Source organism: Streptomyces sp. NPDC059256 (genome assembly GCF_042753785.1).
GTDB lineage: Bacteria > Actinomycetota > Actinomycetes > Streptomycetales > Streptomycetaceae > Streptomyces.
The window spans coordinates 514,986-539,014 of the sequence record NZ_JBHYZO010000002.1; the positions used below are offsets into that span (position 1 = coordinate 514,986).

Genomic DNA, 24,029 nt, shown 5'->3' on the forward strand with positions numbered 1-24,029 from the left:
GACAGCTGTGGTCAGGCAGGTACTCCGACAGGACGGCTGTGGTCAGGCACGTACTCCGGCAGGACAACGGCGGGGTGGCTCACCCTGCCGGCGCATCTCCTACGCCGCTGCCAGGACGGCCGGTCCCGGCTGCTCAAGCCACACCCGGGCCAGATCGCGACGGGCTCGCGCGACCCGTGACCGTATGGTCCCCACCGGGCAGCCCAGCAGATCAGCTGCTTCGACGTACGACAGACCGAGTAAACGCGTCAGGACGAACGCCTGCCGTCTGCCCGGCTCCAGCACACGCAGGGCATCCCTGAACGCCACCGACTCCTCGAAGCCGGGCAGATGGCGCGGTTGGGCACGGTCGGCGGCGCCGAGCCAGTCGTCGGTGTCCGCGATCCGGGGTCGTGCGGCAGCCCTGCGGTAGCGGTCGACGACCACGCGCCGGGCGATCGCGAGGAGCCAGGAGCGAGCACAGGCCCGCCCGGCGAACCTCGGCAGACTGGGCAGCGCCCGCTCGAAGGTCTCCTGCGTGAGGTCCTCCGCCGCCCGCCCGTCCGCCGTGAGATGGGCGACGAACCGGCGTACGTCGTCATAGGTGGCCTGGACGAAGAGTTCGGCGGCCTCCCGGTCGCCACGGCCCGCTGCCAGGGCCCAACGAGTGATTTCCGCGTCCCGGTTCAGGGCAGCGCTATCCGTTCGAGGATATTGAGAAAGCATGACAAAACGTCCTTCACGTCCGGGCGGAACCGCACAGGTGGCGCCCGTAGGGGTGTTGAGGTGACGAGTTCAGGACGGAAGGAGCGGTGGACCGCGCCGGGGGAGCGTGCGTAGCAGTTCCACCGAGACCGGCAGCTGGATCGGGCGGCGGTCGGCCGGGTGCGCGGGCGGCAGCGGGGGTGGCGGTCGTACGCCCAACAGCACGGCCCGGAGGAACCGCAGCCCACGGGCGCCGAACAGGGAAAGAGCCAGGGCGAGTTGGAGCAGGGCCCGTTCCCCTCGCCACAACCACCAGCCGAACACGGCCCCGGCGAACATGTGCGCGAGGGCCATCCCGCCCGTCAGCGCCGAACCGTCCAAAGCCCGGCTCAGGAAGTCCAGTTCCATCGAGAGCGGCCCATGGGGCAGCTGCTCGACGGGGAGGACGGATCCCCCATGGCCTGCGTGGTGCGCCATATCGGGTCCGTGGTGGGCGGTGGGCATCGAGCCGTGCCCCGCGTGATGGGCAACCGTATTCGAAGGCCCATGGCCGGCTCCCTGCCCCCCTCCGCCATGGGACACCATCCCGAACAGCACATGCAGGAACGCCTGCCCGGCCGCGCTCGCGCCCATCACGAACGCCGCCCCGCGCACCTTGCCGGTCAGCCACCAGGCCGCCGCGCACACCGGGGGCAGGGCCAACGCATATCCGGCCACGGACGGTGGGACACCGGACGACAGATCGTGGCCGAGCCCGGACACCACGACGCACACAGCGGCCAGCACCGCGGTGTGTGTGAGGCGGAGGAGGCGTCCGGCTGCCATGGCGGTCATCGTGCCAGTGCCCCCCGGGCCTCGGGGAAGCCCAACCGATGCGGATACATCGGACGATCAATGGGTTTACCCGGACACCGATATCAAGTGATGCACGTCACATGCGTGGGTGGGGAACTTTTCGGTCGGCACCACCGACTGCTCCAGCGAAAACCAGCCGACAAGCAGCCGACGAACAGTCGACGAGCAGCCGATGAGAGCGGAGCCCAGCACATGCAGGCGAACGAGGCAGGTGCGGAACATGCTGCTCCCACAGCGGAATCCCACCCCGAGGAGCCGGACCGGCGGACGAGCGGTGCGGCCGACCGCAGCCGCCCGGCGCCGGTGACCCTGCGTTCCGACCTCCGAGCCGGTCTCGTCGACGGTGTGATCGCCCTGGTCGTCACCGCCGCAGTCTTCGCGATCCTCTACGCACGCATCGAGGCGAAGACGTCGTCCACGGTGACGGTCATGCCGTTCATGGCCGATGCGGGCGCCTTCTGGATGTACTTCCTCAGCCAGGCGTTCGGCTGGTCCGCGTTGCTCTGGGCGTGGGGGACGGTCGTGCTCGGACTGCTCCTGTCCGGCCCCCGCCCGGGGCGACTGCCCCTCTCCGCACCGACCCTGGAACGACTCCACCGCACCACGAGCCTCAACACCATCGCCCTGATCTTCGCCCACGCCCTTTTGTTCGGGGCAGAGTTGGTCAACCACAACAAGGACGGCCTGCTCGGCGCCATGGGCACGGCCTTCGTCGAGGTGTTCGTACCCGGCGGCTATGACTCAGGCACCGGCCGGATCGCGATTCCGGTGGGCCAAGGAGCCCTCTACCTCGCCATCCCGCTCGGCCTGCTCTTCTACGTCCGCCACCGGATCGGCCCCAAGACCTGGCGGGTCATGCACCGATTCGTCCTCGTCGTCTACGTCCTGAGCGTGTGGCACACCCTGCTCTACGGTACGAACGTCTGGTACGACGGCTGGTTCCGCACCACGATCTGGCTGCTGCAACTCCCCATCGCCGCACTCTTCCTGATGCGACTGCTCCGCCCGGCCCGCCGCTCGGAGCGGCTCCGCGGCCTCCGGGACCACAAGGGGTCGGCGACCGGCTGGAGCCTACGGTTCGCGGGGCGGGCGGCTGCGGTCGCGGTCGTCATCGTGCTGCTCGCGGTGGTGATCACCGGGCGGGACGGTGGGCGCGCCGAACCCCCCGCGGACACCACATCGACGCACAACCACGACTGAGCACCCGGGGCGGGGGCGCCGCACATGGTCCTCAGCCGAGCGAGTCGTTCTCCCGCTGCGCCGCCATCGTCTTCCGCCGCCAACGCTTGGCCCAGGCCCACAACACGACGATCACTCCGATCGCCAAGACCGGAGCGACGTACATCAGGGGTGAAACCGCCGCTTCGGACGCTGCCATGCCCTTGCCACCTTCTCCCACTGCCTCGACTCGACCTCGTTCGGTCGGGCTTCTCTCCCGCCAGTGACTCACACCGGCCGACACCGGGCGACAGTGGGTGTGCTCATCCGCCGCTCACAACGAGCGACGGCCGGTGTACCGCCTGCCGTTCGCCCCACCGAGCCGTAGAACAGTCTTGCGGATCGCCGACCGGGCTGCCACGATCCCTCCCATGACCCATGGAAAGGCGGACACCGCCACCCTCCGGTGAGCGCCGTGTCACATGCCCACGGGACGCTGACCCGACCCCCGTCCGTCTCCCGGACCCGCGGCCCGCACCGGCCGCCCCTCACCCCAGAAGAACGTTTGACGCTCGTCGACACCCTGTGCCGGGAATGGCTCGCGCACGGAGTCTCCACCCAGCCGTCCGACCGCCCCCGTGCAGAGGCGGCCGTGACCGCCCTCTACCGACTCATCGACGCACCACCGCCGCGATTCGTCTGGGTGCCGTCCCCCACCGCGGCGCTCCCCCTCCTGCCCGGGAGCCGGGACGACCCGTCCACCCCCGCCGTACACACGGCACGGACGTCCACCACGGACAGCCGCCCACCGGTCGCCAACCGTCTCGCCTCACTCCAAGCCGACCTCCGTGAACGACTGGAAGCGCGCATCCTCCCCCGCTGGTCCTTCCGAGCCGAGTGGGAAGCGCTGCGCACCACCGTGCACACCTCGATCCGCGCGCCCCTGCGCACGGCCCTGCTGCCGCCCACCGGTAGCACCCCCGGACTGAACTGGCACGGACAGCACGACGCCCACTGGGTCGCCCGCTTCGTACTGCACGCGAGGGCGGGCCACACGGTCTACCTCCCCGACGACGCCGCCGAACTGGCGCTCTGGACGGATCTGACCACGTCCACCGGATGGTGGTGGCCGCGCGCCGGGCTGTGCGTGATGGCGGAGCGCCCCACCGGCATCCACCTCGAAGCCCTGCCCAACAGTGCCCGCGGTGAACAACGCCTCCACCACGACGACGGCCCGGCCCTACGGTTCGCGGACGGCACCGGCATCCACGTACTGCACGGCACGGTGGTGCCGCGATGGGTGATCACCGGACCCACCGTCGAGCTGATCCACGGTGCGCGCAGCATCGAGGTCCGCCGCTCGGCCATCGAGCGCTTCGGCTGGGACGACTACATCGACCAGGCCGGGCTGCGGTTGGTCGCCACCGCACCCGACCCGGGCAATCCCGGCGCCCAACTCCAGCTCTACGACGTACCGCCCGAGGTCTGGGGACGTTCGCGCGTGCTGCTGGCCGTCAACGGTTCGCTGGAGCCCGATGGTCGACAACGGCGCTACGGACTCGGTGTGCCGTCCTACTTCGACGATCCGGTGGCCGCTGCCGGCTGGTCATACGGGCTCACCGGGGCCCAGTACGCCCAACTCGCACGACGCACCTGACGCAGGCCCGCTGCTGCACCACTCCGACACCCTCGCGAGCCGTCACCGACACCCGGTTCGCATGCCGTCGGCCGTCACGGACACCCGTTCGCGAGCCGTTGGGCTGTCCGTTGGGCTGTCCGTTTGGCCGTCACCGACACCCGTCTCGTGAGCCGTTGGGCTGCGTCCGGCGGCTGCCGACACCCCACTGATCCACAACACCCACCGATCCACATACCCAAGGTGATGCACATGACCATGACCCTCGCCGATCTCACCGCACGCACCGGTCTCGACGTCCTCGGCCATCTGGAACGAGAGATCACCATCCCCGTCGTCGACGGCCTCCAGGCCCAGGGCGACCTGATCGTCGTTCCGTACGCCCTCGTCGAGGCGAGCGTGGCCGAATACTCCTGGGGCACCTGGCGGGACGTGCCACGTGCCGGGATCGAACTGCTGCGCAGCGCGGGCGGCGGCAATCCGCACACCCTCACGGCCGATCCCGGCACCTGCCGGTGGACCTCCCACATCCGAGACGAGCGAGGTCTGGCGATCGGCATGCTGGAGACCACGGCCGTCGCCTATCTCATCCACCCCGAACACGGCGGTACGGGCATCGCCCCCGGAAAGTACGTGGTCCGGCGCCAACGCGAGCGCGGCGACCGCAGGGCCGGAGGCGCCAGCCGACTGATTGCCGACTGATTGCGGACTGATCGCCGACTGGGCCGAACCTGCGGCGCTTGTAGCATTCGGCCGGAGTACAGGTGTGTTCGTGGACCGTGAGGAGACCGGTGTGACCAGCGCCGACGCGTCGCAGAGCCCCACCGACGGGCCGGTGCCCGCCCGGGCGGGGGAGCGCAAGGGCGAACGCACTCGGCGACGCATCCTCCAGGCCGCCCGTCGACGGTTCGCCGAGGTCGGCTATGAGCGCGCCACCATCCGGGCCATCGCCGAACAGGCGGGCGTCGACAAGGCGTCCGTCATCCAGTACTTCGGCACCAAGCAGGAACTGTTCCGCGAGACCGTGGACTGGGAGATCCCGGTGGCCGAGCTGACCACCGACGACCCCGGGCAGTCGGTCGAGAACTATCTGCGCACCATGCTGGGTGCCTGGTCCAAGGACCCCGACAGTCCGATGACCGCACTGCTGCGAACCAGTCTGACCAGCGAGGACGCCGCTGGCCTGCTGCGGGAGCGCGTGACCGCGCAGGCGATCGACCCGATCGCGGCGCAAATCGACGATCCGGACTCCCGTCTCCGTGCGGCCCTGGTCGGCGCGATGATGATGGGCATCGCCACCCATCGCCATCTGCTGCGGATGCCGGACCTGGCCGGGGCGGACCAGGAGGACGTGCTGCGGTTGGCGGTGCCGGTGCTCCGGGGGCTGATCGATCCGGGCGACCCGTCGGGCGAACGGCCGGACACCACGGACTGAGCTCCGTCACCTACCGTCTGCGGCCTGGTTCCCCGGCGCGATCGAGGCCCACTACGGACCCCTGTAGTGGGCCTCCCTGCTGCCCGGGACCCCTCCCGTACTCGCCCCGCACCCCTCCCGCGCCCCTCCCGTGCTCGTCCCGCACCCACCCCTCCCGTACTCGTCCCGAGGTCCTGTCGTGACCTTTTCTCAACGTCTGGTGAGAAATAAAACTAAACACCTGTTTACTTTTACCTGGTGGCGCTTCAGCGGCGCCCCCTGAACCCACCGGGAGAACCATGTCCAGCGACAGCACGGCCGCGGGCCACCAGGCCGCACCGCCCTCCGGCGTCCATCCACACCTGGGGCTCGCGCTCATCGTCATCGCCGCGGCGCAGCTGATGGTCGTCCTCGACGGCACCATCACCAACATCGCCCTGCCCAGCATCCAGGCCGACCTCGATGTCTCGGCCTCAACGCTCGCCTGGATCGTGAACTCGTACGCCCTCGCGTTCGGCGGTCTGCTGCTCCTCGGCGGCCGAGCCGGTGATCTCTTCGGGCGCCGCAGAATGTTCCAGGTCGGCATCGTCATCTTCACCCTGGCCTCCCTCCTCGGAGGAGTGGCACCCAATGAGGAGCTGCTGATCGGGGCACGCGTCCTCCAAGGCGTCGGCGCGGCCATCGCAGCACCCACCGCGCTCTCCTTGATCGCGACGAACTTCCCCGAGGGCAAGCCTCGCAACAAGGCCATGGGCGTCTACGCCGCCATGGCCGGTCTCGGCTCCACGGTGGGTCTGCTCCTCGGTGGCATCCTCACCGACTATCTGGACTGGCGTTGGGTGTTCTTCGTCAACATCCCCATCGGCATCGCGATCCTGGCCGGTACCCGCGTTCTCGCCGAGGGCGAGCGCAACCGCGGAAGCCTGGACATCCCCGGCGCGATCACCGGCACCGGCGGGTTGATCGCCCTCGTCTACGCCATCACCCGCGGCGGTGAGCACGGCTGGTCGGACTCCCTCACCCTGGGGTCCTTCGCCGCTGCCGCCGTGCTGCTCGTGGTCTTCCTGATGCTCCAGGCCCGGACCGAGCACCCGATGATGCCGCTGCGCCTGTTCAAGGACCGCAGCCGCTCGGGTGCCTTCCTGACCATGCTGTTCATGGGCTCCGGCATGTTCGCCACCTTCTACTTCCTCACCCTCTACATGCAGCAGATCCTCGGCTACAGCCCGGTCAAGACCGGCTTTGCCTATCTGGCGTTCAGCATGGGCATGGCCATCGCAGCGGCCCTCGGCTCCAAGCTGATCAGCCGCTATTCGGCACGGCAGATAGCCGCCCCCGGTCTCCTGGTCGCCGCGGCCGGCATGCTGTGGTTCAGCGCCCTGGAGCCGGGCTCGTCGTACGCGACGCATCTGGCTCCGGCGATGTTCATCACCGGTCTGGGGCTGGGCTCCGGCTTTGTGCCCATGACGCTCGGGGCGGTCAGTGGCGTACGTCCGCAGGACACCGGCATCGCGTCCGCGCTGCTGAACACCGCACAGCAGGTCGGCGGCGCGCTGGGGCTGGCCGTACTGACCACCGTGTCGACGGTCGCAGCCGACGACCGGCTGCCCGATGCGGCCGGATCGCTGTACCGGGGCGCGGCCGAAGGTGACCAGGCGCTGTTGGCGCGGGCGGCCGATGCGCTGACCCACGGCTACACCACGGCCTTCACGGTCGGGGCCGCACTCTTCGTGGTGGCCCTGGTGATCACCCTGACCATGATCAATGCGGGCAGGCAGCAGGGCCTCCCGGAGTCCGCGACGGGCGGGGCGGCCAAGGAGCCGTCCGGCGACAACCCCGCCAGCCCGTCCGGCAGCACTTCCGCCACCCCCACCCCCACCGGCGCGGCGGACGGTTCGGTGGACGTCTGAGATCAGTGGTCCCTCGCCGCGCGGCACCACCGCCGGTGAGTCCTGAAGGCCGACGGCCCGCTCTCAAGGGAGCGGGCCGTCGGCATGGGTCCGTCCGGGGGCGTCAGCCCTGAGCGAGTCCGCGGCCGGCGCCCTCGTGGGCCAGATCCACGGTCGCTGCGATCAGTTGGTCCAGTGCCTTGCGGGTGTGCGCGCCCGGCGCCCCGCTGCCGCCCTCCATCAGCACACCCATGCACAGTCCATCCAGCCCGGCCAGGAGGAAGCGGGTCAACTCCTCCGGTGGCGTCGCGTACTGGATCCCTGTGCGCTGTGCCGTGTCCACGAGGGCGGTGACGGCGATGTCCGTGATGTCCTGCTGGTACTTGTGCACCACTTCGCGTAGCTCCGGCCGCCGCAGCGCGAAGGCGATCAGCTCCAACCAGAGCAGATTGAGCTCGGGCCGCTCGCACACGTCCGCCCAGAACACCTCGGCCGTGGCCCCAAGGGCCTCCTCCAGGCTGGTGGCGTTCTGCACGCCCTCCTGCACCCCGCTGATCAGTCCATCGGTCAGCGACTCCAGCACTGCGCGATAGAGGTCCGCCTTGGTGCCGAAGGTGTAGTGCACGGTCGCCTGCGCCACGCCGAGTTCGGCGGCGATGGCGCGTGTACTGCCCGCCGCGACGCCTTCCCGCGCCATGAGTTCGATGGCGGCGGCGATGAGCTGAGGGCGCCGTTCCGCGGCGGTCACATGTGCCATACCAGCCACTATATCGACACGGTCAAGCGTCCATGTCACTCGACATTGTCACCTGACAAAGTCAATTGTATGGTGAATGCCGGGTGAGTGGTGAACCGCCGTGAGCCGCTGTGCGTGCCACGCATTGCCACCACTGAGGACCAACCAGGACCACGAGGGGCAGAGACCGATGAATTCGACGACACTCCGCCGACCGACCACGACCCCGGTAGCGGCACCCGAACGCGGGGCCATCCCGGTGATCGGCCATGCGCTGCGGGTGCCGACCGACTCCTTCACCCAGTTCGCCATGGACGAGGCCCGAGCCCTCGGACCGATCTACAACCTGCGGATATTCAGCCGCGAGAGTCTCATGGTGTCCGGCGTCGACCTCGTCGCCGAACTGTGTGACGAGACCAGGTTCCGCAAGTCGGTGGACGACCTCGTGACCGTCCGGGAGTTCGGCGGGGACGGCCTCTTCACCGCCCTCGACCACGAGCCGAACTGGCGCAAGGCACACAACATCCTGATGCCCGCGTTCTCCTTCAACGCCCTACGGGCGTACCACCCCACGATGCTGCTCGCGGCACAACGTCTTCTGGCCAACTGGGACGCACGTACCGGTACCCCGGTCGACGTCGCCGCGGACATGACCCGACTGACCCTGGACACCATCGGCCTGTGCGGATTCGGCTACGACTTCGACTGCTTCGGCGGCGACGAAGAACACCCCTTCATCTCCACGATGGTCCGGGCCCTCGCCCACGCACAGAAGAAACTCGGACACATCCCCGGACTCGACTTCCTCTACGCCAAATCCGAGAAGCGCCACCAGGCCGACATCACCGCCATGAACGAACTCGTCGACGACATCGTGCGCCGCCGCCGCGGGGAACTCACCGGCCGGACGCACGACGACTCGACACCCGATGACCTCCTGTCCCTCATGCTCCAAGCGACGGACAAGGACACCGGCGAGACCCTCGACGACACCAACATCCGCTACCAGGTGATCACCTTCCTGATCGCCGGCCACGAAACCACCAGCGGTGCACTCTCCTTCGCCCTGTACTACCTGCTCAAACACCCCGAAGTCCTCGCCGCGGCCCAGGCCGAAACCGATGCGCTGTGGGGCGACGCACCCGACCCCCACCCTTCGTACGAGGACGTCGGACGGCTCACCTATCTGCGCCAGGTGCTGAACGAGAGCCTGCGCCTGTGGCCCACCGCCCCCGCGTTCTCCCTCGAACCCCTGGAGGACACCCACATCGGCCGGGGATATCCACTGCGGCGCGGACAGAACGCGGTCGTGATCACACCGATGCTGCACCGCGACCCGGCCTGGGGAGACAACCCCGAACTCTTCGACCCGAACCGCTTCACGCCGGAGCGCATGGAACAACGCCCGGCCCACCTCTACAAGCCCTTCGGCAACGGCGAACGCTCCTGCATCGGCCGCCAATTCGCCCTCCACGAGGCCACACTGCTCCTCGGGCTGATCGTCCACCGCTATCGACTGCTGGACCACGATGACTACCAGCTCAAGATCAAGGAAACGCTGACGCTCAAGCCGGACGGCTTCTCCCTGACCCCGGTACGACGGACCAACGACGAACGCCGACCCACCAACGACGAACGCCGACCCACCACGGCCACCACCCAGGCCCGGGCGACCCCGAACACACCACACACCACAACGGGGTTGCGGGCACGCGGCACCACGCTGACCGTGCTCTACGGCTCCAACCTCGGCACCTGCCGCAGCCTCGCCGACGGGCTCGCGCAGCAGGGCACCCGCCACGGCTTCACCACCACCGTCCAGAAACTCGACGACGCCGTCGGCCGACTCGACCCCGAAGCCCCGGTGCTGATCGTCGCCGCCTCCTACAACGGACGCCCCACCGATGACGCGGCACGCTTCGTCAACTGGCTGGAGAACAACGACCCGACCGGACTCCCCGCCGTACCGTACGCAGTCCTCGGAGTCGGCGACCGCAACTGGCCCGCGACCTACCAACGCATCCCCACCCTGATCGACGAACACCTCGCCGCCGCAGGCGGAACCGCCATCGCACCACGGGCGGCCGTGGACGTCTCGGCCGATGTCACAGCGGAGACCGACCGCTGGAGCGAGCAGGTGTGGTCGACCCTGCTCGACCGCTACGGCCTGCCCGGCGAAGTGGACGACACACCGGCCGGTACGCGCTACACCATCGAGGTCACGTCCGGACCCGAAGGCCCGCTCCCGCAGACCGACGACCTCCAGCCGCTGCTGGTCCTGGCCACGGGCGAACTCTGCGACCTGACACACCCGACGGGCCGCTCGAAGCGCTTCCTTCGCCTGCGCCTCCCGGAGGGCGCGGAGTACCGCAGCGGCGACCACCTACTGGTCCGCCCGGTCAATCCGGCCGCCCTGGTGGACCGTACGACCGCACTTCTGGGGCTCGACCCCGACCGAGTCGTCCAACTGACATCGACCATCGAGAACCCACCGCTACCGGTGGACCAACCCCTGAGCGTACGGGCGCTGCTCACCCACTTCGTCGAACTCGGCCAGCCCGCCACCCGCCGTCAGATCAGGGCCCTGGCAGCGCTCACCCCCTGCCCGCCCGATCGGATCGGTCTGGAGCACCTGTCCGAAGGGTCCACCGCAACCGTCCCCGACCTGCTGGAACGCTTCGTCTCCTGCCGCCCCACGCTCCCCGAACTGCTCGACGTCCTCGCCCCCATGCGGATGCGCCACTACTCCATCTCTTCGTCCCCGGCTCAGGCCCCGGACACGGTGGAGTTGATGGTTGCGGCGGCGCCCGTACCGCACCGCGGCGGCCAGGGCACTTGGCTGGGCGCGGGCGCCGCATATCTGGCCGCTCAGGAGCCGGGGGACGTCGTGGACGGCAGGATCACCCCCTGCCAGGAGTCCTTCCGCCCGCCGTCCGACCCGACACTTCCGGTGATCGCCATCGCGGCCGGTACGGGCCTGGCTCCCTTCCGCGCGCTGATCGCAGACCGGGCGCTGGCGGTCTCCGGCAGCGCGAACGTACCGGCCGTCCCCCTCTACCAGGCCCCACTGCTCTGCTACTTCGGCTGCGACCACCCGGACGTCGACTACCTCCACCGCGATGAACTCGAAGCGGCCGAACGCATGGGGGCAGTCAGTCTGCGCCCCGTCCACTCGGGAACCCCGCACGACGGCATGCGCTTCGTCCAGGACCGCATCGCACGCGAGGCGGACGAAATCTGGACCCTGCTCGCATCGGGCGCACACATCCGCGTCTGCGGCGACGGACGCGCGATGGCCCCGGCCGTACGGGACGCCTTCCGCACGATCTACCGTGACCGTACGGGCGTGAACGCCGAAGCCGCGGAGGATTGGCTGAGCGCGATGATGACGTCGAACCGCTATGTGGAGGACGTCTGGACGGGGTGAGCCGGGCGCTGCTCCGGCCCGGTCCCGACTCCGGCCCCTGTCCCGATCCGACCTCTGTCCCGACTCCGCCCTCTGTCCGGCTACGGGCTCAGCGTCGCGTCAGCGGTTCGCAGCCCTGAACGGTGACGACCCCATCCGCCTTGGTCAGGATGATGATGACCCGCTCCTTGGCGTTCGCGGTCTTGAGCTGCGGGAACCTGGCGTCCGATGTGGGCTCGGTCGTGATCGTGCACAGCTCGAACAGTCCGGGTGCCGCGCCCTTGCTGGTGTAGGTGCCGGCGGGGATGTCCTCACCGACGATGTAGTCGCCGTCGCCGTACTGCTTGGCCTTGGGCGCCGCCTTCTTCTTCGGCGCCTCGGCCGGCTTCGGCGGAGCCGGCTTGGACGGGGTCGCCTTGGGCGGAGCGGAGGACGGCGCGGGCTTGGGCGCCACGGCCTTCTTCGGCTCGGCCGGCTTCGCGGTGACGGTCACGGTCGCCGTCGGCCCCGCGGCTGTGATGGTCACCGTCGCCTCAACCACCTTGGCCTCACTGGCCACGGTCCCCTTGTCGTCGTCGGCCGTGGAGCCGATGATCGCAAGAAGCATCAAGAACGCGAACAGGCTGCCCCCGCTGATACCCACGATCGCCCACAGGGACATGCGCTTCCTGACGGGAGGCGGCGGCTGATACGGGTACGGATACGGATACGGCGCTTGAGGCCCGCCCGGCTGTGTCTGCTCGGGCCCCGGGTACTGCTGGCTCATCCGCCGATCCCCTCGTACGGGTGGTGTGTTCAGAATATGGGGGGATGGTGAACATATCGGTGCTACGGGACGGGGATGCGGGCCTGTGGGGATTTGTTACCGGCCCGGTACGAGAGCGGGGCGCGGCGAACTTGCCTGCCTGTGAGGGCATTTCGACCCGCTGATGAAGCTCGCCGCCAGCCCACCTGACACAAGCCCCGCGATCGCGGGGACCACAGTGCGCCGACGCCGCTCATCTCCCCGAGGTCGGAATCAACCCCGCATCGCGGGGACCACCCTTGGCACATGGTGTGGGTCATCGCGCCGATGGGACCACCCCCGCGTCCGCGGGGACCACTACCGCAGGACACTGCGGCAGGGAGAAGCCGGAGGACCATCCCCGCGTCCGCGGGGACCACCGCGTCGCCGGTCGGGGCCTTGATCGTGATCGAGGACCACCCCCGCGTCCGCGGGGACCACGACCAGGCGCCGGCGGTCCAGGTCCACCGTCCCGGACCACCCCCGCGTCCGCGGGGACCACTGATCACCTCGCCCACGGTCAGCTCCCTGGTCAGGACCACCCCCGCGTCCGCGGGGACCACGTCCTGAGCACTCATCAGATGGCCGCCTTACTCGGACCACCCCCGCGTCCGCGGGGACCACCGAATAAGACCTATCTCGGCTCGACTTTCTGGAGGACCACCCCCCGCGTCCGCGGGGACCACCGTGGTGCTCCTGCCTGCTTGATGAGGCACCACGACCACCCCCCGCGTCCGCGGGGACCACACTTCCTGAGCTGCTGCGATGTTAGCGATCATGGGCCGTTTCCTTCAGTTGGAATCCGGCTTCCCGAACCCTGCACATCGTCCCTTCCCCCTCCACCCCCGTCAGTTCCCGACGGGGTCTATCCGCCCCTATCGATCGCACTTGGCGTCTAACTGGACAAGAACGGTCAACTCCCGTCCGCTGTCAGTGTTGCGCTCTAGGCTCCGGAGTCAATCTATCGAGGGCGGGGGAGGCGACATGTCCGGATCGAACTTCAAGGGCGAGGAGTTCAGCGATCCCGTTGAGCCCGTCCCGCCCGGTGGTCGTGGCCGAGGCGCGCAGGGGCGCGCAGAGCGCAGCGGATTACGTACCGCACCTTCCGCCGCTGCCCCGGGTGCGGGGAGATCCGCGGGCCACGATCGCCAGGGCCGGGACGACCGCTACCTCCTCCTGTGGGGCAAGTCCGAGGAGAAGGCCGGGGGGACGGCCAATCCTCTGCTGTCGCACCTCCTCGACACCGCTGCCGTTGCCGAGCAGCTCTGGGACACCTATCTCGCCCCCGCCACTCAGCGGATGCTCGATCACACCGCGACCGTGGGCGTGGCGGGTAGCGGTCGGGCGTTCTTCAGTTGGCTCTGTGGGGTGCATGACATCGGGAAGGCCACACCCGCCTTCCAGCGGTTGTGGCCCAAGGGGGCAGAGGTCGTTCGTGCTGCCGGGCTCCGGTGGAACAGGCATGTCGTCGATAGCGTTCGCTGGCGGCACGACCGGGCCGGGGCGCATCTGTTGTGGCGGCTGTTGCCCGTCGGCGGTTGGCAGGACGAGCACATCGAGTGGGTGTGGCCCCTCGTCGCAGGGCATCACGGCGCGTTCCCCGGGCTGTATGCCACCAAGCCGAAGTCCCGTGACCTCGTGGGCCGCGCGCCCTGGCCCGCGGTGCAGTCGGCGCTACTCCGGCACTTCACCGCGCAGTTGGGGTTCCAGGATCTCGCCGCGGTGCAACCCGACAACGTGCCGTCGCGTGCCGATCAGCTCCACCTCAGCGGACTGATCGTCATGGCGGACTGGATCGCCAGCGATGAGCAGCACTTCCAGGGCGTGGACGACTTCGAGCGCGTGACCTTCGACCACGCGCGGGAGCGGGCGGCCCTCGCCTGGAAGTCGTTGCGCCTGTCCGGCGGCTGGGGGCAACTGGCCGTACCGGGACCCGAGGTGTTCATTGACCGGTTCGGCCATGGCGCCCGCCCGTCGCAGACGCTCGTCATGGATGCGGCACGCCGCATGGAGGCCCCTGGGCTGCTCGTCGTCGAGGCCCCCATGGGCGAGGGTAAGACGAAGGCCGCACTGATGGCCGCCGAGATCCTCGCCGCCAGGTTCGGCGCCGACGGTGTCTTCGTCGGGATGCCCACCCAGGCCACCAGCGACCCGATGTTCAGCAACGTACGCGCCTGGACCAGGGCCATTGACGACGATCTCGCCGACCGGGTCGCGCTGCTGCACGGCAAGCGGATGTTCAACAAGGAGTGGCGCGAGCTGCTGGAGGGCGCATCGGGTGACCCGGACGCCCGCTTCCGCATCGACGAGTACGGCGACTGCTACGACGAGGATCAGTACGGCCTCACTTCGCCGGCCGAGGGATGTCCTCGGCCCCGCGGACCCGCCGAGTGGTTCCTCGGTGCCAAACGCGGACTGCTCTGCCCCTTCGTGGTGGGGACCATCGACCAGTTGTTGTTCGCCGCGACCCGCACCAAGCACGTGATGCTGCGCATGGCCGGCCTGGCCGGCAAGGTCGTCGTACTGGACGAGGTCCATGCCGCCGATGTCTATATGTCCCAGTTCCTGAGGGAGGGGCTGCGTTGGCTCGGACAGGCCGGTACCCCGGTCGTCCTGCTGTCGGCGACTCTCCCGCCCGCGCAGCGCCGTGAGCTCGTCGACGCCTATCTCGCCGGCGCCTCCACCCGCGAGGAGTTCACCGCCGACGCCCTGTCCGAACCGTCCGGCTACCCCTCCGTGACCGCGGTCTGGACGGCCCCGGACGGCTCGGGGCCGCGCTATGACGTGGACAGTGGGACGGGTTGGCGCGAGGACCTGAAGGTCGCCGTCGAGCTGCTGCCCGAGCGCATCCCCACCCCGCGGACCTCCGTCGAGGACCGCCAGGCCGCCCTGGCGGACGCCAATGCCTCCCTCGTCGAACTCCTCGGGCGCGAGGTCGGAGCCGGAGGCTGCGCGCTCGTCATCCGTAACACCGTCGAGCGGGCCCAGACCCTCTACAGCGCCTTGCGCGAGCACTTCGGTGACGATGTGCAGTTGCTGCACGCTCGACTCGCGGTCGGTGCCCGCGCGGATCGCACTGCGACCTGTCTGCGGTTGCTCGGTGCGCCCGGTGCCGAGACCTCGCGGCCCCGGCGGTTGATCGTCGTGGCGACCCAGCTCGCCGAGCAGTCCTTCGATGTGGACGCCGACCTTCTCATCAGCGACCTCGCCCCCATGGACCTCCTCCTTCAGCGCATCGGCCGCCTCCACCGACACAACGGCACCTGCCGACCCAAACCCCTCCGTGATCCCCGTGTGGTGATCACCGGGTTCGAGCACGATCCGGGCAGCGCGGAGTCTTTGCCGCGGTTCCACGGCGGCTCCGAGTTCATCTACAGACGCCATCTGCTGCTCCGGACCGCCGCCCAGGTCTTCGATGCCGTCGGCCGTGCCGTTCCCTGGCGCATCCCCTCCCAGGTGCCCGGGCTCGTCGCCGACTGCTACGACCTTCCGTCGACGTCCGCTCGAACCGCCCGAGCCGCCCGAGCCGCCCAAGTCACCGAAGAGCGACCCGAACAGGGCACCGGGACCGAGGCAGACCCGAAGGGCACCGAGACCCATGGCGGCACGGGTGTCCCGACCGAGCCGGAGGACGGTCTGATTCCGCCCCCGTGGCGGACCGCAGCACGGAAGTTCCGGGCGGATTGGGAGACCGAGCAGCGCGAACGGGCCGAGAAGGCGGCGGCCTACCTCCTCACCCGGGCCGGTGACCGCGAGGGTGAAACCCTCGCAGGACTGCACTACGCCTCGGTACCCGGTGGTGGCCGGGACACCGACCTCGATGCCGTGGTCCGCGATGGTGAGCCCAGTACGGAGGTGATCCTCGTCGTCCGGGACGGTGACACCTATCGCACCCTTTCCGGACGGGCCCTGACCGTGAACGGCGATGTGTCCGACGAACTGCTCGACGACGTCCTCGGCGGTACGGTCCGCCTCCCGCCCCGCTACACGGACGAAGCCGTTCGCCTGCCCCCGCTGCCCGGCTGGCTCGGCCATCCCCGCCTGCGCTACAGCCCGGCCCTCGTCCTCGACGCCGAACACCGTTCGGCCGCGCTCGCCGATCGAATACTCCGCTACGACCACGCACTGGGCTTGGTCGAGGAACGCCTTATAGCGGCTCCGCCCGCACGATGATCGGGTCTTTACGACAATATTCAAACTTCCTGTCAAATCCCTTGGGGCTGAGTAGAGTTACTGCCGCCTCACAGGGAGAGGCAGTGCTTGGGGGGAACCAAGTTGTTCAATCTGCTGGATGAGCCATGGCTGCCCGTGCGCCATGGTGATGGAGCCGTGTGCGGTGGCTCCGGGGCGGTCGAGGACATCGGAGTACGTCGGCTCCTGCTGGAGGCCGATCGGTTCCAGGACCTCGTCGTCGACCTGCCCACGCAGAAGCCCGCGCTCTACCGCCAGGTGCTTCTGCCCATCGTCGTCGACGCGTTGGGCAGGCCGACGAAGGCGGGCGAGTGGACCGCCCTGTTCGAGGCGGCGGCCTTCACCCCGGCGCAGCGCGCGCAACTCAACGACTACCTGGACGAACACCGGCACCTCTTCGACCTCTTCGACGCCGAGCACCCCTTCGGCCAGGTCGCCGACCTCAGGACCGGCAAGGACGAGACCAAGGGGTCGGCGCTGTTGGTGGCGACGGCGGCCACCGGCAACAACGTGCCGCTGTTCTCCTCGCGCACGGAGGGCGATCCGCTGGAGTTGACTCCGGCGCAGGCCGCCCGCTGGCTGCTGCACACCCACTGCTGGGACACCGCGGCCATCAAGACCGGCGCGGTCGGCGATCCGCTGATGAAGGCCGGAAAGACGACGGGCAATCCGACGGGACCACTGGGGCAGCTCGGTGTCGTACTGCCCCGGGGCCGGACGGTCTACGAGACGCTGCTGCTGAACATTCCGTTCGGGCAGGCGCTCCTCTCCACCGACCGGCCGCAGTGGCGCAGGCGGTCCCGGGACGGCAGGACGGAAGACTCCTGCGGCACGGCCGTGTGGCACACCCGTCCCGCCCGCGGGCTGCTGGACCTGTGGACGTGGCAGTCGCGTCGGATCAGGCTGGTCCCGGAGGAGACCCCTGCCGGGATCAGGGTCACCAGGGTGATCGTCGCCGCTGGCGACCGGCTGACCGTGACCCCCGACATCGAGCCGCACACCACCTGGACCACCCCGCGCATCCCGACCCGCCCCAAGAAGGCGACCGCCTCGCCGAAGGCCACCAAGTCCCCCGCGCCCGAAAGGCCCCGCCAGCACCGCCCCGGGCAGGCCGCCTGGCGTGGTCTCGGGGCACTGCTGGCCCTCGGCAGTGTCACCGACGATCGGGAGGCGACCACCAAGACCGCCGGGTTCCGTACCAGTGTCCTCCTCGGCAACCTCACCGAGGCCGCGGACCGGATGTCGAACGCGTACCCCCTCCAGGTCGAGCTGTCCGGGATCGTCTACGGCAATCAGTCCGCCGTCATCGAAGACGTCTTCTTCGATGAACTCCCGCTGCCCCTGGCCGCGCTGGATCCGGAGGGCGAGGTCTGTGAGGTCCTGCTCCAGGTCGTGGCCCAGGCGGAGGAACTGGCGACAGCGGTCAATCACCTCTCGGCTGATCTACGGCGTGCGGCCGGCAGCGAGCCGATCCCGTGGGACAAGGGCCAACGCCCAGGTGACACCCTGCTGCACGCGCTCGACCCGGTGGTCCGCCGACTGCTGGTCGGCCTGCGGAAGGCCGACGCATCCACGGATGGGGACGGGCCCGGCGGCGACGAGCACGAAGAGGAACGGTACGAGGGGGAGCAGTACGAGGAGGAACGGTACGAAGGCGACGCGGAGGAAGGCGATGAATCCGGGCGGTTCGAGCCGGGCCGGTTGGCGTGGGAGCGGAAGGCCGGGCAGCTCACCTGGACCGTTGCCGAACAGATCTTCTCCACCGCATCGCCCGGGGTCTTCGCGGGGCGAAAGAGCGGCAAGGAGGGCAAGGAGATCGTGCACCGCCTCAGCACTGCCGAACGGGCCTTCCGCATCCGGGTGAACAAGATCCTTCCCCGTCGCGCAGCGCACCGCCGCCCACCACACCACAGGGCCGAATGACCCGATCCCGGACCGGGCGGCGTGACCGGAGCTTCGATCGGAGCCCGTACCGCCGCGCGATCTGATGGGCCCGGACCGTCGACGCCCGGTCACCCGATCCCACCCGGTCACCCGCCCGGTCACCCGCCCTCCCGGCCATCCGCCCGCCCGGTGTTCGACCCTGACCACGTCGAGCACCCCACCGAACACCGACCCGCGCCCCATCTCCCAGAGCGGCCACTCCCCGAGTGACCACCGCCTGACCGACCACTGCTCGAACGACCGCTGACCGAACGACCACTGCACGGACGACCGCTGACCGAACGGGGTCAGAGCGGGACCACTCCCGGAGTGACCCGCACCGGAACCACCTGATGCCGGACATCCCGGCAGCCGAATGACAGTGCCTGCCCGTACGCCAGAACGATCGAAGGGGGACCGACCGCAGTGCCCACCAATGCCCGCGCCGATACCGATACAGCCGCCCGGGTTGCCCGCCGCTACTGGAACCAGCACGTGACCGGAGACGGCCACTGGCGCAGGGACGCCTTCACCGGGTCCGAACTCCGGGCCGCCGGTGAGGATCTCGCCGCCCTCCGCTCAGGCTTGGGACGCCCGGCCGCGACCGTCCCCGCCCTCTGGCGCTACTACACCTCTCCCGTCGACGGCCGGGTCACCCGCGAACTGGAGGCGGAGCACGCGGCGCTCGCCCTCTACGGTCTGCACCAGCAGAGCCAGAGCGTCCCCATGCACCGGCGCGGCATCACCATAGGTGCCGCCCTGCGCGCCCTCCATCGCAGCGGCCGGTTCAGCGAAGAGGCCGTCGACCGCCGTGTCGCCGCCGCCGTTCACACCACCGCCGTACCGGCCCTGCTCTATCGACTGCGCGGGCTGATCACCCAGCTCCGCTCCGTACAACAACCCATCGACTACGACCAGTTGATGTCGGACGTCTGGCGCTGGAGCCACCCCGAACACCGGCAGCGGGTGCGCCGCGAATGGGGGCTCGCCTATCACGCCTGGGGGCCCTCCTCGCAGGACCAGCCCGGTGAGCGGAGCCGCTCCCGCGAGTCCGAAGCGGCCGGCAAGGACGGAACCGGCCCCGCGGAGCGGCCCACGTCCGCGCCTTCGACCCCGTGATGCGACCCGAGAACACCCCGGAGGACCCCATGGCGCTCCCCGCGTCCCGTACCTACATCGACGTCCACATCCTTCAGACCGTCCCGCCGGCCAACCTCAACCGTGATGACCAGGGCAACCCGAAGGAGGCGTACTTCGGCGGCGTCCGCCGCTCCCGGGTCTCCTCCCAGGCATGGAAGCGCGCCACCCGTACGCACTTCACCGAGCGACTGCCCCGGCAGGACCTGGCGACCCGTACCCGCAGGGTGGCCGCCGCACTGGCCGAGCAGATCGCCGACGGCAAAGCGTGCGACGACGAGTCCGCCGCCCGCCTCGCGAACGCCCTGCTCGCACCGTTGAAGATCAGCGCGGGCAAGAAGGAGGGCGACACCGCCTACCTCTTCTTCTACGGCCGGCGCCAACTCGCAGCCGTGGCCTCTCTCGTACGCGACCGGGCCGCGGAACTCGTCGCCCTGGACGACACCGCGTTGGCCGAGGAGATCAAGAAGCTCCCGGTGCAGGAGAAGTTCAGCTCCGGGCACCCCGTGGACGTCGCACTCTTCGGTCGGATGGTCGCCGACATCCCCGCCCTCAACGTCGACGCCGCGACCCAGGTGGCGCACGCCCTGTCGACCCATGCGGTGGAGCTGGAGTTCGACTACTTCACCGCCGTCGACGACGAGCAGAAGAAGGGGGAGGAGACCGGCGCCGGCATGATCGGCACCATCGGCTACAACTCCGCGACCCTCTACCGCTATGCGTCGGTGGGGCTCCACCAACTGCGCGAGAACCTCTCCGACGACGAGGCGACGGTCAGCGCCGTCGAGGAGTTCCTCACCTCTTTCGCCCGCTCCATGCCCACCGGCTACGGCAACTCCTTCGCCCACCGCACGCTGCCCAGCCTGGTCGCCGTCGTCGTGCGCACCGACCAGCCGGTCAACCTGGTCTCCGCCTTCGAGGAGCCCATCGCCGTCACCTCCGGCATCGCGGCCGCCTCCGCCCGCAGCCTCGCCCAGGAACACGCCAGAGCCGTCAGGGCCTGGGGCGACACGCCCGCGCTCACCGCCCTCTGCCACACCTTCGACGAGTCCGACGACACGGCGAAGCTGCTGGAGAGCGCCTTCGGCGAAGCCGTCGCCTTCCCCGAACTCCTGTCCCGTGTCCGGGCCCACCTCGCCGAAGTCCCCCAGCGGGCCGCACGATGACCGGTCCCCACGACGGCCCGGCGGTCCTGCTCCTCAGATTGGCCGGGCCACTTCAGGCATGGGGCTCACGCAGCGCGTTCAACCGTCGGGAGACGGGCGCCGAGCCCACCAAGTCCGGGGTGATCGGACTGCTCGCCGCCGCCGCGGGATACGCCCGCGAAGACCCCCTGGACGAGCTGCTGCCGCTGCGTCTCGGCGTCCGCGTCGACCAGCCGGGCACCCTGCTGCGCGACTACCACACGGTCAGCGACTACCGGGGCCGCCCGTTGCCGCAGGCCGGGGTCACCGCCAAGGGCGTCCAGAAGCCGACGGCACCGGCGAAGAACACCCATGTCACCACCCGCTACTACCTTCAGGACGCCGTCTTCCTCGCCGCCGTGGCCGGCCCGCGCGAACTGCTGACCGGCCTGGACGGCGCGGTGCGAGCCCCCGCCTTCCCGCTCGCACTCGGCCGTCGCTCCTGCCCGCCCACCCAGCCCATCTCCCTGGGGCTGCGCGAAGGCGAACTGGAGGATGCCCTTCGCAACGAGCCCTGGCAGGCGTCCCGGCGCGCCCGCGAGCAGTACGCCAAGCAGTGGGGCCGCGACCGGGGGCACGGCAACCCCCTCTACCCGGCGCGCGTCGACCGCTCGGTCACCGTCGAAGACCCGGACGGCGATGACGTACTGCACGACGCACCCGTCTCGTTCGACCCTCACGCCCGCCGCTTCACCAGCCGTCGCGTACGGCACGGCTGGCTCAGCATTCCCACCGGCTTCCCGCACACCGACGACCTCGACCCCGAGGGCGCCACGGACGACGGCGCCACAAGCGCCGGCCACGACCCGTTCGCCCTGCTGGGCTGGTGACCCCACCATGACCTATCTGTCCCGTATCAGGATCAACCCCCTCCGGGCGGAGAGCCGCCGACTGCTCTCGAACCCGCGCGCCCTGCACGGCGCGGTGATGGGGGGAGTCCCCGGCGCCGCAGATGCGGAACGACTGCTGTGGCGGCTCGACGCCGACGACCCGCACCGACCGCACCTCTTCGTCCTCACCCGCTCCAAGCCCGACTGGACCCACATCGTCGAACAGGCGGGATGGCCGGACGCCGACGGCGAACACGCCGCCGTACGCGACTACGCTCCGCTGCTCGACCAGATCGCGACCGGGCGCGAGTTCGCGTTCCGCCTGACGGCCAACCCCGTACAGAACTCCGCGGCCCCTGTGAAGCCCACCGCGACCCAACGCTCCCGCCTGGACGCGTCGACCGAAGACCAGCGGGTGCGCGGCTTCCGACTGGCCCACCGCACGGCCGCTGCCCAACTCGACTGGTTCCTGAAGCGCACCGAGCGCTGGGGCTTCACCGTCCCCGAGGCCCGTACCGACCCACCGGCGGCCGGCTTCCTCCCACCACCGGCAGCCGAGCCCGACCCCCGTCCCGAGGCGTCCCCGACCGCCCGAGAGGTACGCATCACCGACCGCAACCGCCACTCCTTCGTCAAGAACGGCCGCGGCCCGCGGGTCACCTTCCACACGGCGACCTTCGAGGGCCGCCTACGCGTCGCCGACCCCGATGTCTTCACGGCCAGACTCCTCGGCGGCATCGGCCCCTCGAAGGCGTACGGCTGCGGCCTGCTCACCCTCGCCCCGCTCCCCGGAAGCCTCGGGAGCTGAGCCATGGGGGACATCTGGTGGAAGGCGCACCCACAGGACCTACACCGGCTCGTCGACCGCGTGTCGAGCGTGTACGTGGAGCGCAGCCATCTGGACCGCGACGAGAACGCCGTCGTCGTGATCAACAAACGCGAGACAGTGCGCATCCCGGCCGCGATGGTCGCCGTCATGCTGCTCGGTCCCGGCACGCGCGTCACCCACGGGGCGATGGGACTGCTCGCCGACTCGGGAACGGCAGTGTGTTGGGTGGGCGAACAGGGCGTACGGATGTACGCGGCCGGCCTCGGCCCGAGCCGGGGCGCCGGCCTGCTCCACCGCCAGGCATGGCTGGTCACCCGGCCCAAGGAACGCCTCGGTGTGGCACGCGCGATGTACGGCATGCGCTTCCCCGGCGAGGACGTCTCCACCGCGACGATGCAACAACTCCGCGGCCGAGAGGGCGCCCGCTTCCGCAAGCTCTACCAGGAACACTCCCGGCGCACGGGAGTGCGTTGGGACGGCCGCGTCTACAAGGCGGACGAAGCCTTCGCCGCGGGCGATGACCTCAACCGACTGCTGTCAGCGTCCAACGCAGCGCTCTACGGCATCTGCCACGCGGTGATCACCGGCCTGGGCGCCAGCCCCGGGCTGGGCTTCGTCCACACGGGCTCGGCGATCTCCTTCGTACTCGACATCGCCGACCTCTACAAGGCGGAGTACACCGTGCCGTTGGCCTTCGACCTGATGGCGAAGGGACTCACGGACGAACGCGACGCCCGCGTCGGACTGCGCGACCAGATCGCCGAAACCAAGCTCCTGAGCCGCATCGTGACCGATGTGAAAGGGCTGCTGAATCCGCCCGGCACCGACTTCGACACCCCGGAGACCAGCGAACTCTGGGACGAACGCCTGGGCACGGTGTCCGCGGGAGTCAACTACGCCTCCACGGCCGCGGACTTCGCGGATGCGGTCCTGGGAGACGAACACATCGCGGTCATCGGTCCGGAACTCGACGACGAGACGGGCAGGAGGCGATCGGAGTGACGGTCATCGTCCTGATCGCCGCCCCCGAGGGACTGCGCGGCCACCTCACACGCTGGATGGTCGAGGTCAACGCCGGTGTCTTCGTCGGCAACCCCAGCCGGCGCGTGCGCGACCGCCTCTGGGAACTGCTGGCATCGAGGATCGGCGAGGGCCAGGCGGTCCTGGTGGAACCGGCCACCAACGAACAGGGCTGGGCGATCCGCACGGCGGGCCGCGACCGCTGGCGCCCGGTGGACTTCGACGGGCTGATCCTCTCCGCCCGCAACCGCCGTTGAGACGTCGTGCCCACCCTTCCGCACCGACGGACGGGGCGCGGTAACAGGGCGCGCGAGAGGGGTAGTTTCACTGGGACGTAGGGAAACGAGGAACAG

At 69.7% G+C, this 24,029-nt stretch carries 19 protein-coding genes; 14 read left to right on the plus strand and 5 right to left on the minus strand.

Annotated elements, in window-relative coordinates; translation table 11 throughout:
* Nucleotides 1–99 precede the first annotated feature (99 nt).
* Both ACFXJL_RS06755 and ACFXJL_RS06760 read right to left on the minus strand, forming a co-directional pair.
* Nucleotides 100–705 (minus strand): sigma-70 family RNA polymerase sigma factor, encoded by a 606-nt coding sequence (locus ACFXJL_RS06755; RefSeq protein ID WP_383532225.1) that lies wholly within the window; start codon nt 703–705, stop codon nt 100–102.
* Between the two features lie 69 nt (nt 706–774).
* Nucleotides 775–1,509 carry a hypothetical protein gene (locus ACFXJL_RS06760; RefSeq protein WP_384689833.1) on the minus strand — a complete coding sequence of 245 codons (735 nt, stop codon included), beginning with the start codon at nt 1,507–1,509 and terminating at the stop codon, nt 775–777.
* 222 nt (nt 1,510–1,731) lie between these two features.
* On the opposite strand from ACFXJL_RS06760, the gene ACFXJL_RS06765 reads away from it, so the two are divergent.
* Nucleotides 1,732–2,739, plus strand: coding sequence for a ferric reductase-like transmembrane domain-containing protein (locus ACFXJL_RS06765; protein ID WP_384689836.1), 1,008 nt, complete (start codon nt 1,732–1,734; stop codon nt 2,737–2,739).
* 31 nt (nt 2,740–2,770) lie between these two features.
* Here ACFXJL_RS06765 and ACFXJL_RS06770 read toward each other — a convergent pair whose 3' ends face one another.
* Entirely contained in the window at nt 2,771–2,917 is a 147-nt protein-coding gene (locus ACFXJL_RS06770) for a hypothetical protein (RefSeq protein WP_384689839.1), read from the minus strand.
* A gap of 345 nt (nt 2,918–3,262) precedes the next feature.
* On the opposite strand from ACFXJL_RS06770, the gene ACFXJL_RS06775 reads away from it, so the two are divergent.
* The 4 genes from ACFXJL_RS06775 (at nt 3,263) to ACFXJL_RS06790 (ending at nt 7,657) form a co-directional block, all read left to right on the plus strand.
* Nucleotides 3,263–4,354, plus strand: coding sequence for a DUF6745 domain-containing protein (locus ACFXJL_RS06775; RefSeq protein WP_384689842.1), 1,092 nt, complete (start codon nt 3,263–3,265; stop codon nt 4,352–4,354).
* A 231-nt stretch (nt 4,355–4,585) separates the two neighbouring features.
* Complete coding sequence (locus tag ACFXJL_RS06780; protein WP_384689844.1) at nt 4,586–5,035, plus strand: hypothetical protein; 450 nt, start codon at nt 4,586–4,588, stop codon at nt 5,033–5,035.
* 70 nt (nt 5,036–5,105) lie between these two features.
* Nucleotides 5,106–5,768 (plus strand): TetR family transcriptional regulator, encoded by a 663-nt coding sequence (locus tag ACFXJL_RS06785; RefSeq protein ID WP_384689847.1) that lies wholly within the window; start codon nt 5,106–5,108, stop codon nt 5,766–5,768.
* A 278-nt stretch (nt 5,769–6,046) separates the two neighbouring features.
* Nucleotides 6,047–7,657, plus strand: a complete 1,611-nt coding sequence (locus ACFXJL_RS06790; protein ID WP_384689850.1) for an MFS transporter — start codon at nt 6,047–6,049, stop codon at nt 7,655–7,657.
* A 103-nt stretch (nt 7,658–7,760) separates the two neighbouring features.
* Here the strand turns inward: ACFXJL_RS06790 and ACFXJL_RS06795 are convergent, their stop codons facing one another.
* Nucleotides 7,761–8,393, minus strand: a complete 633-nt coding sequence (locus tag ACFXJL_RS06795; protein ID WP_384689851.1) for a TetR/AcrR family transcriptional regulator — start codon at nt 8,391–8,393, stop codon at nt 7,761–7,763.
* Between the two features lie 169 nt (nt 8,394–8,562).
* Between ACFXJL_RS06795 and ACFXJL_RS06800 the strand changes: the two genes are divergently transcribed.
* Entirely contained in the window at nt 8,563–11,799 is a 3,237-nt protein-coding gene (locus ACFXJL_RS06800) for a cytochrome P450 (RefSeq protein WP_384689854.1), read from the plus strand.
* 88 nt (nt 11,800–11,887) lie between these two features.
* Here the strand turns inward: ACFXJL_RS06800 and ACFXJL_RS06805 are convergent, their stop codons facing one another.
* Entirely contained in the window at nt 11,888–12,439 is a 552-nt protein-coding gene (locus ACFXJL_RS06805; RefSeq protein WP_384689857.1) for a hypothetical protein, read from the minus strand.
* A gap of 1,107 nt (nt 12,440–13,546) precedes the next feature.
* Here ACFXJL_RS06805 and cas3 point away from each other — a divergent pair.
* From cas3 to cas2e, 8 genes are all read left to right on the plus strand, one after another.
* Nucleotides 13,547–16,735, plus strand: coding sequence for a CRISPR-associated helicase Cas3' (cas3, locus tag ACFXJL_RS06810; RefSeq protein WP_384689860.1), 3,189 nt, complete (start codon nt 13,547–13,549; stop codon nt 16,733–16,735).
* 87 nt (nt 16,736–16,822) lie between these two features.
* Nucleotides 16,823–18,676 carry a type I-E CRISPR-associated protein Cse1/CasA gene (casA, locus tag ACFXJL_RS06815; protein ID WP_384689863.1) on the plus strand — a complete coding sequence of 618 codons (1,854 nt, stop codon included), beginning with the start codon at nt 16,823–16,825 and terminating at the stop codon, nt 18,674–18,676.
* Nucleotides 18,677–19,102: 426 nt separating this feature from the next.
* On the plus strand, nt 19,103–19,795 hold the full coding sequence (gene casB / locus ACFXJL_RS06820; RefSeq protein ID WP_384636565.1) for a type I-E CRISPR-associated protein Cse2/CasB: 693 nt from the start codon (nt 19,103–19,105) through the stop codon (nt 19,793–19,795).
* Entirely contained in the window at nt 19,795–20,979 is a 1,185-nt protein-coding gene (cas7e, locus tag ACFXJL_RS06825) for a type I-E CRISPR-associated protein Cas7/Cse4/CasC (protein ID WP_384689866.1), read from the plus strand. The genes casB and cas7e overlap by 1 nt, the downstream gene beginning before the upstream one ends.
* Nucleotides 20,976–21,827, plus strand: coding sequence for a type I-E CRISPR-associated protein Cas5/CasD (cas5e, locus tag ACFXJL_RS06830; RefSeq protein WP_384636570.1), 852 nt, complete (start codon nt 20,976–20,978; stop codon nt 21,825–21,827). The genes cas7e and cas5e overlap by 4 nt, the downstream gene beginning before the upstream one ends.
* Before the next feature lie 7 nt (nt 21,828–21,834).
* Nucleotides 21,835–22,635 (plus strand): type I-E CRISPR-associated protein Cas6/Cse3/CasE, encoded by an 801-nt coding sequence (cas6e, locus tag ACFXJL_RS06835; protein ID WP_384689869.1) that lies wholly within the window; start codon nt 21,835–21,837, stop codon nt 22,633–22,635.
* A gap of 3 nt (nt 22,636–22,638) precedes the next feature.
* Nucleotides 22,639–23,658: a type I-E CRISPR-associated endonuclease Cas1e gene (gene cas1e / locus ACFXJL_RS06840; RefSeq protein ID WP_384689872.1), complete on the plus strand. Its 1,020-nt coding sequence runs from the start codon at nt 22,639–22,641 to the stop codon at nt 23,656–23,658.
* Nucleotides 23,655–23,933: a type I-E CRISPR-associated endoribonuclease Cas2e gene (cas2e, locus tag ACFXJL_RS06845; RefSeq protein ID WP_358876817.1), complete on the plus strand. Its 279-nt coding sequence runs from the start codon at nt 23,655–23,657 to the stop codon at nt 23,931–23,933. Before cas1e ends, cas2e begins: the two co-directional genes overlap by 4 nt.
* Nucleotides 23,934–24,029 lie beyond the last annotated feature (96 nt).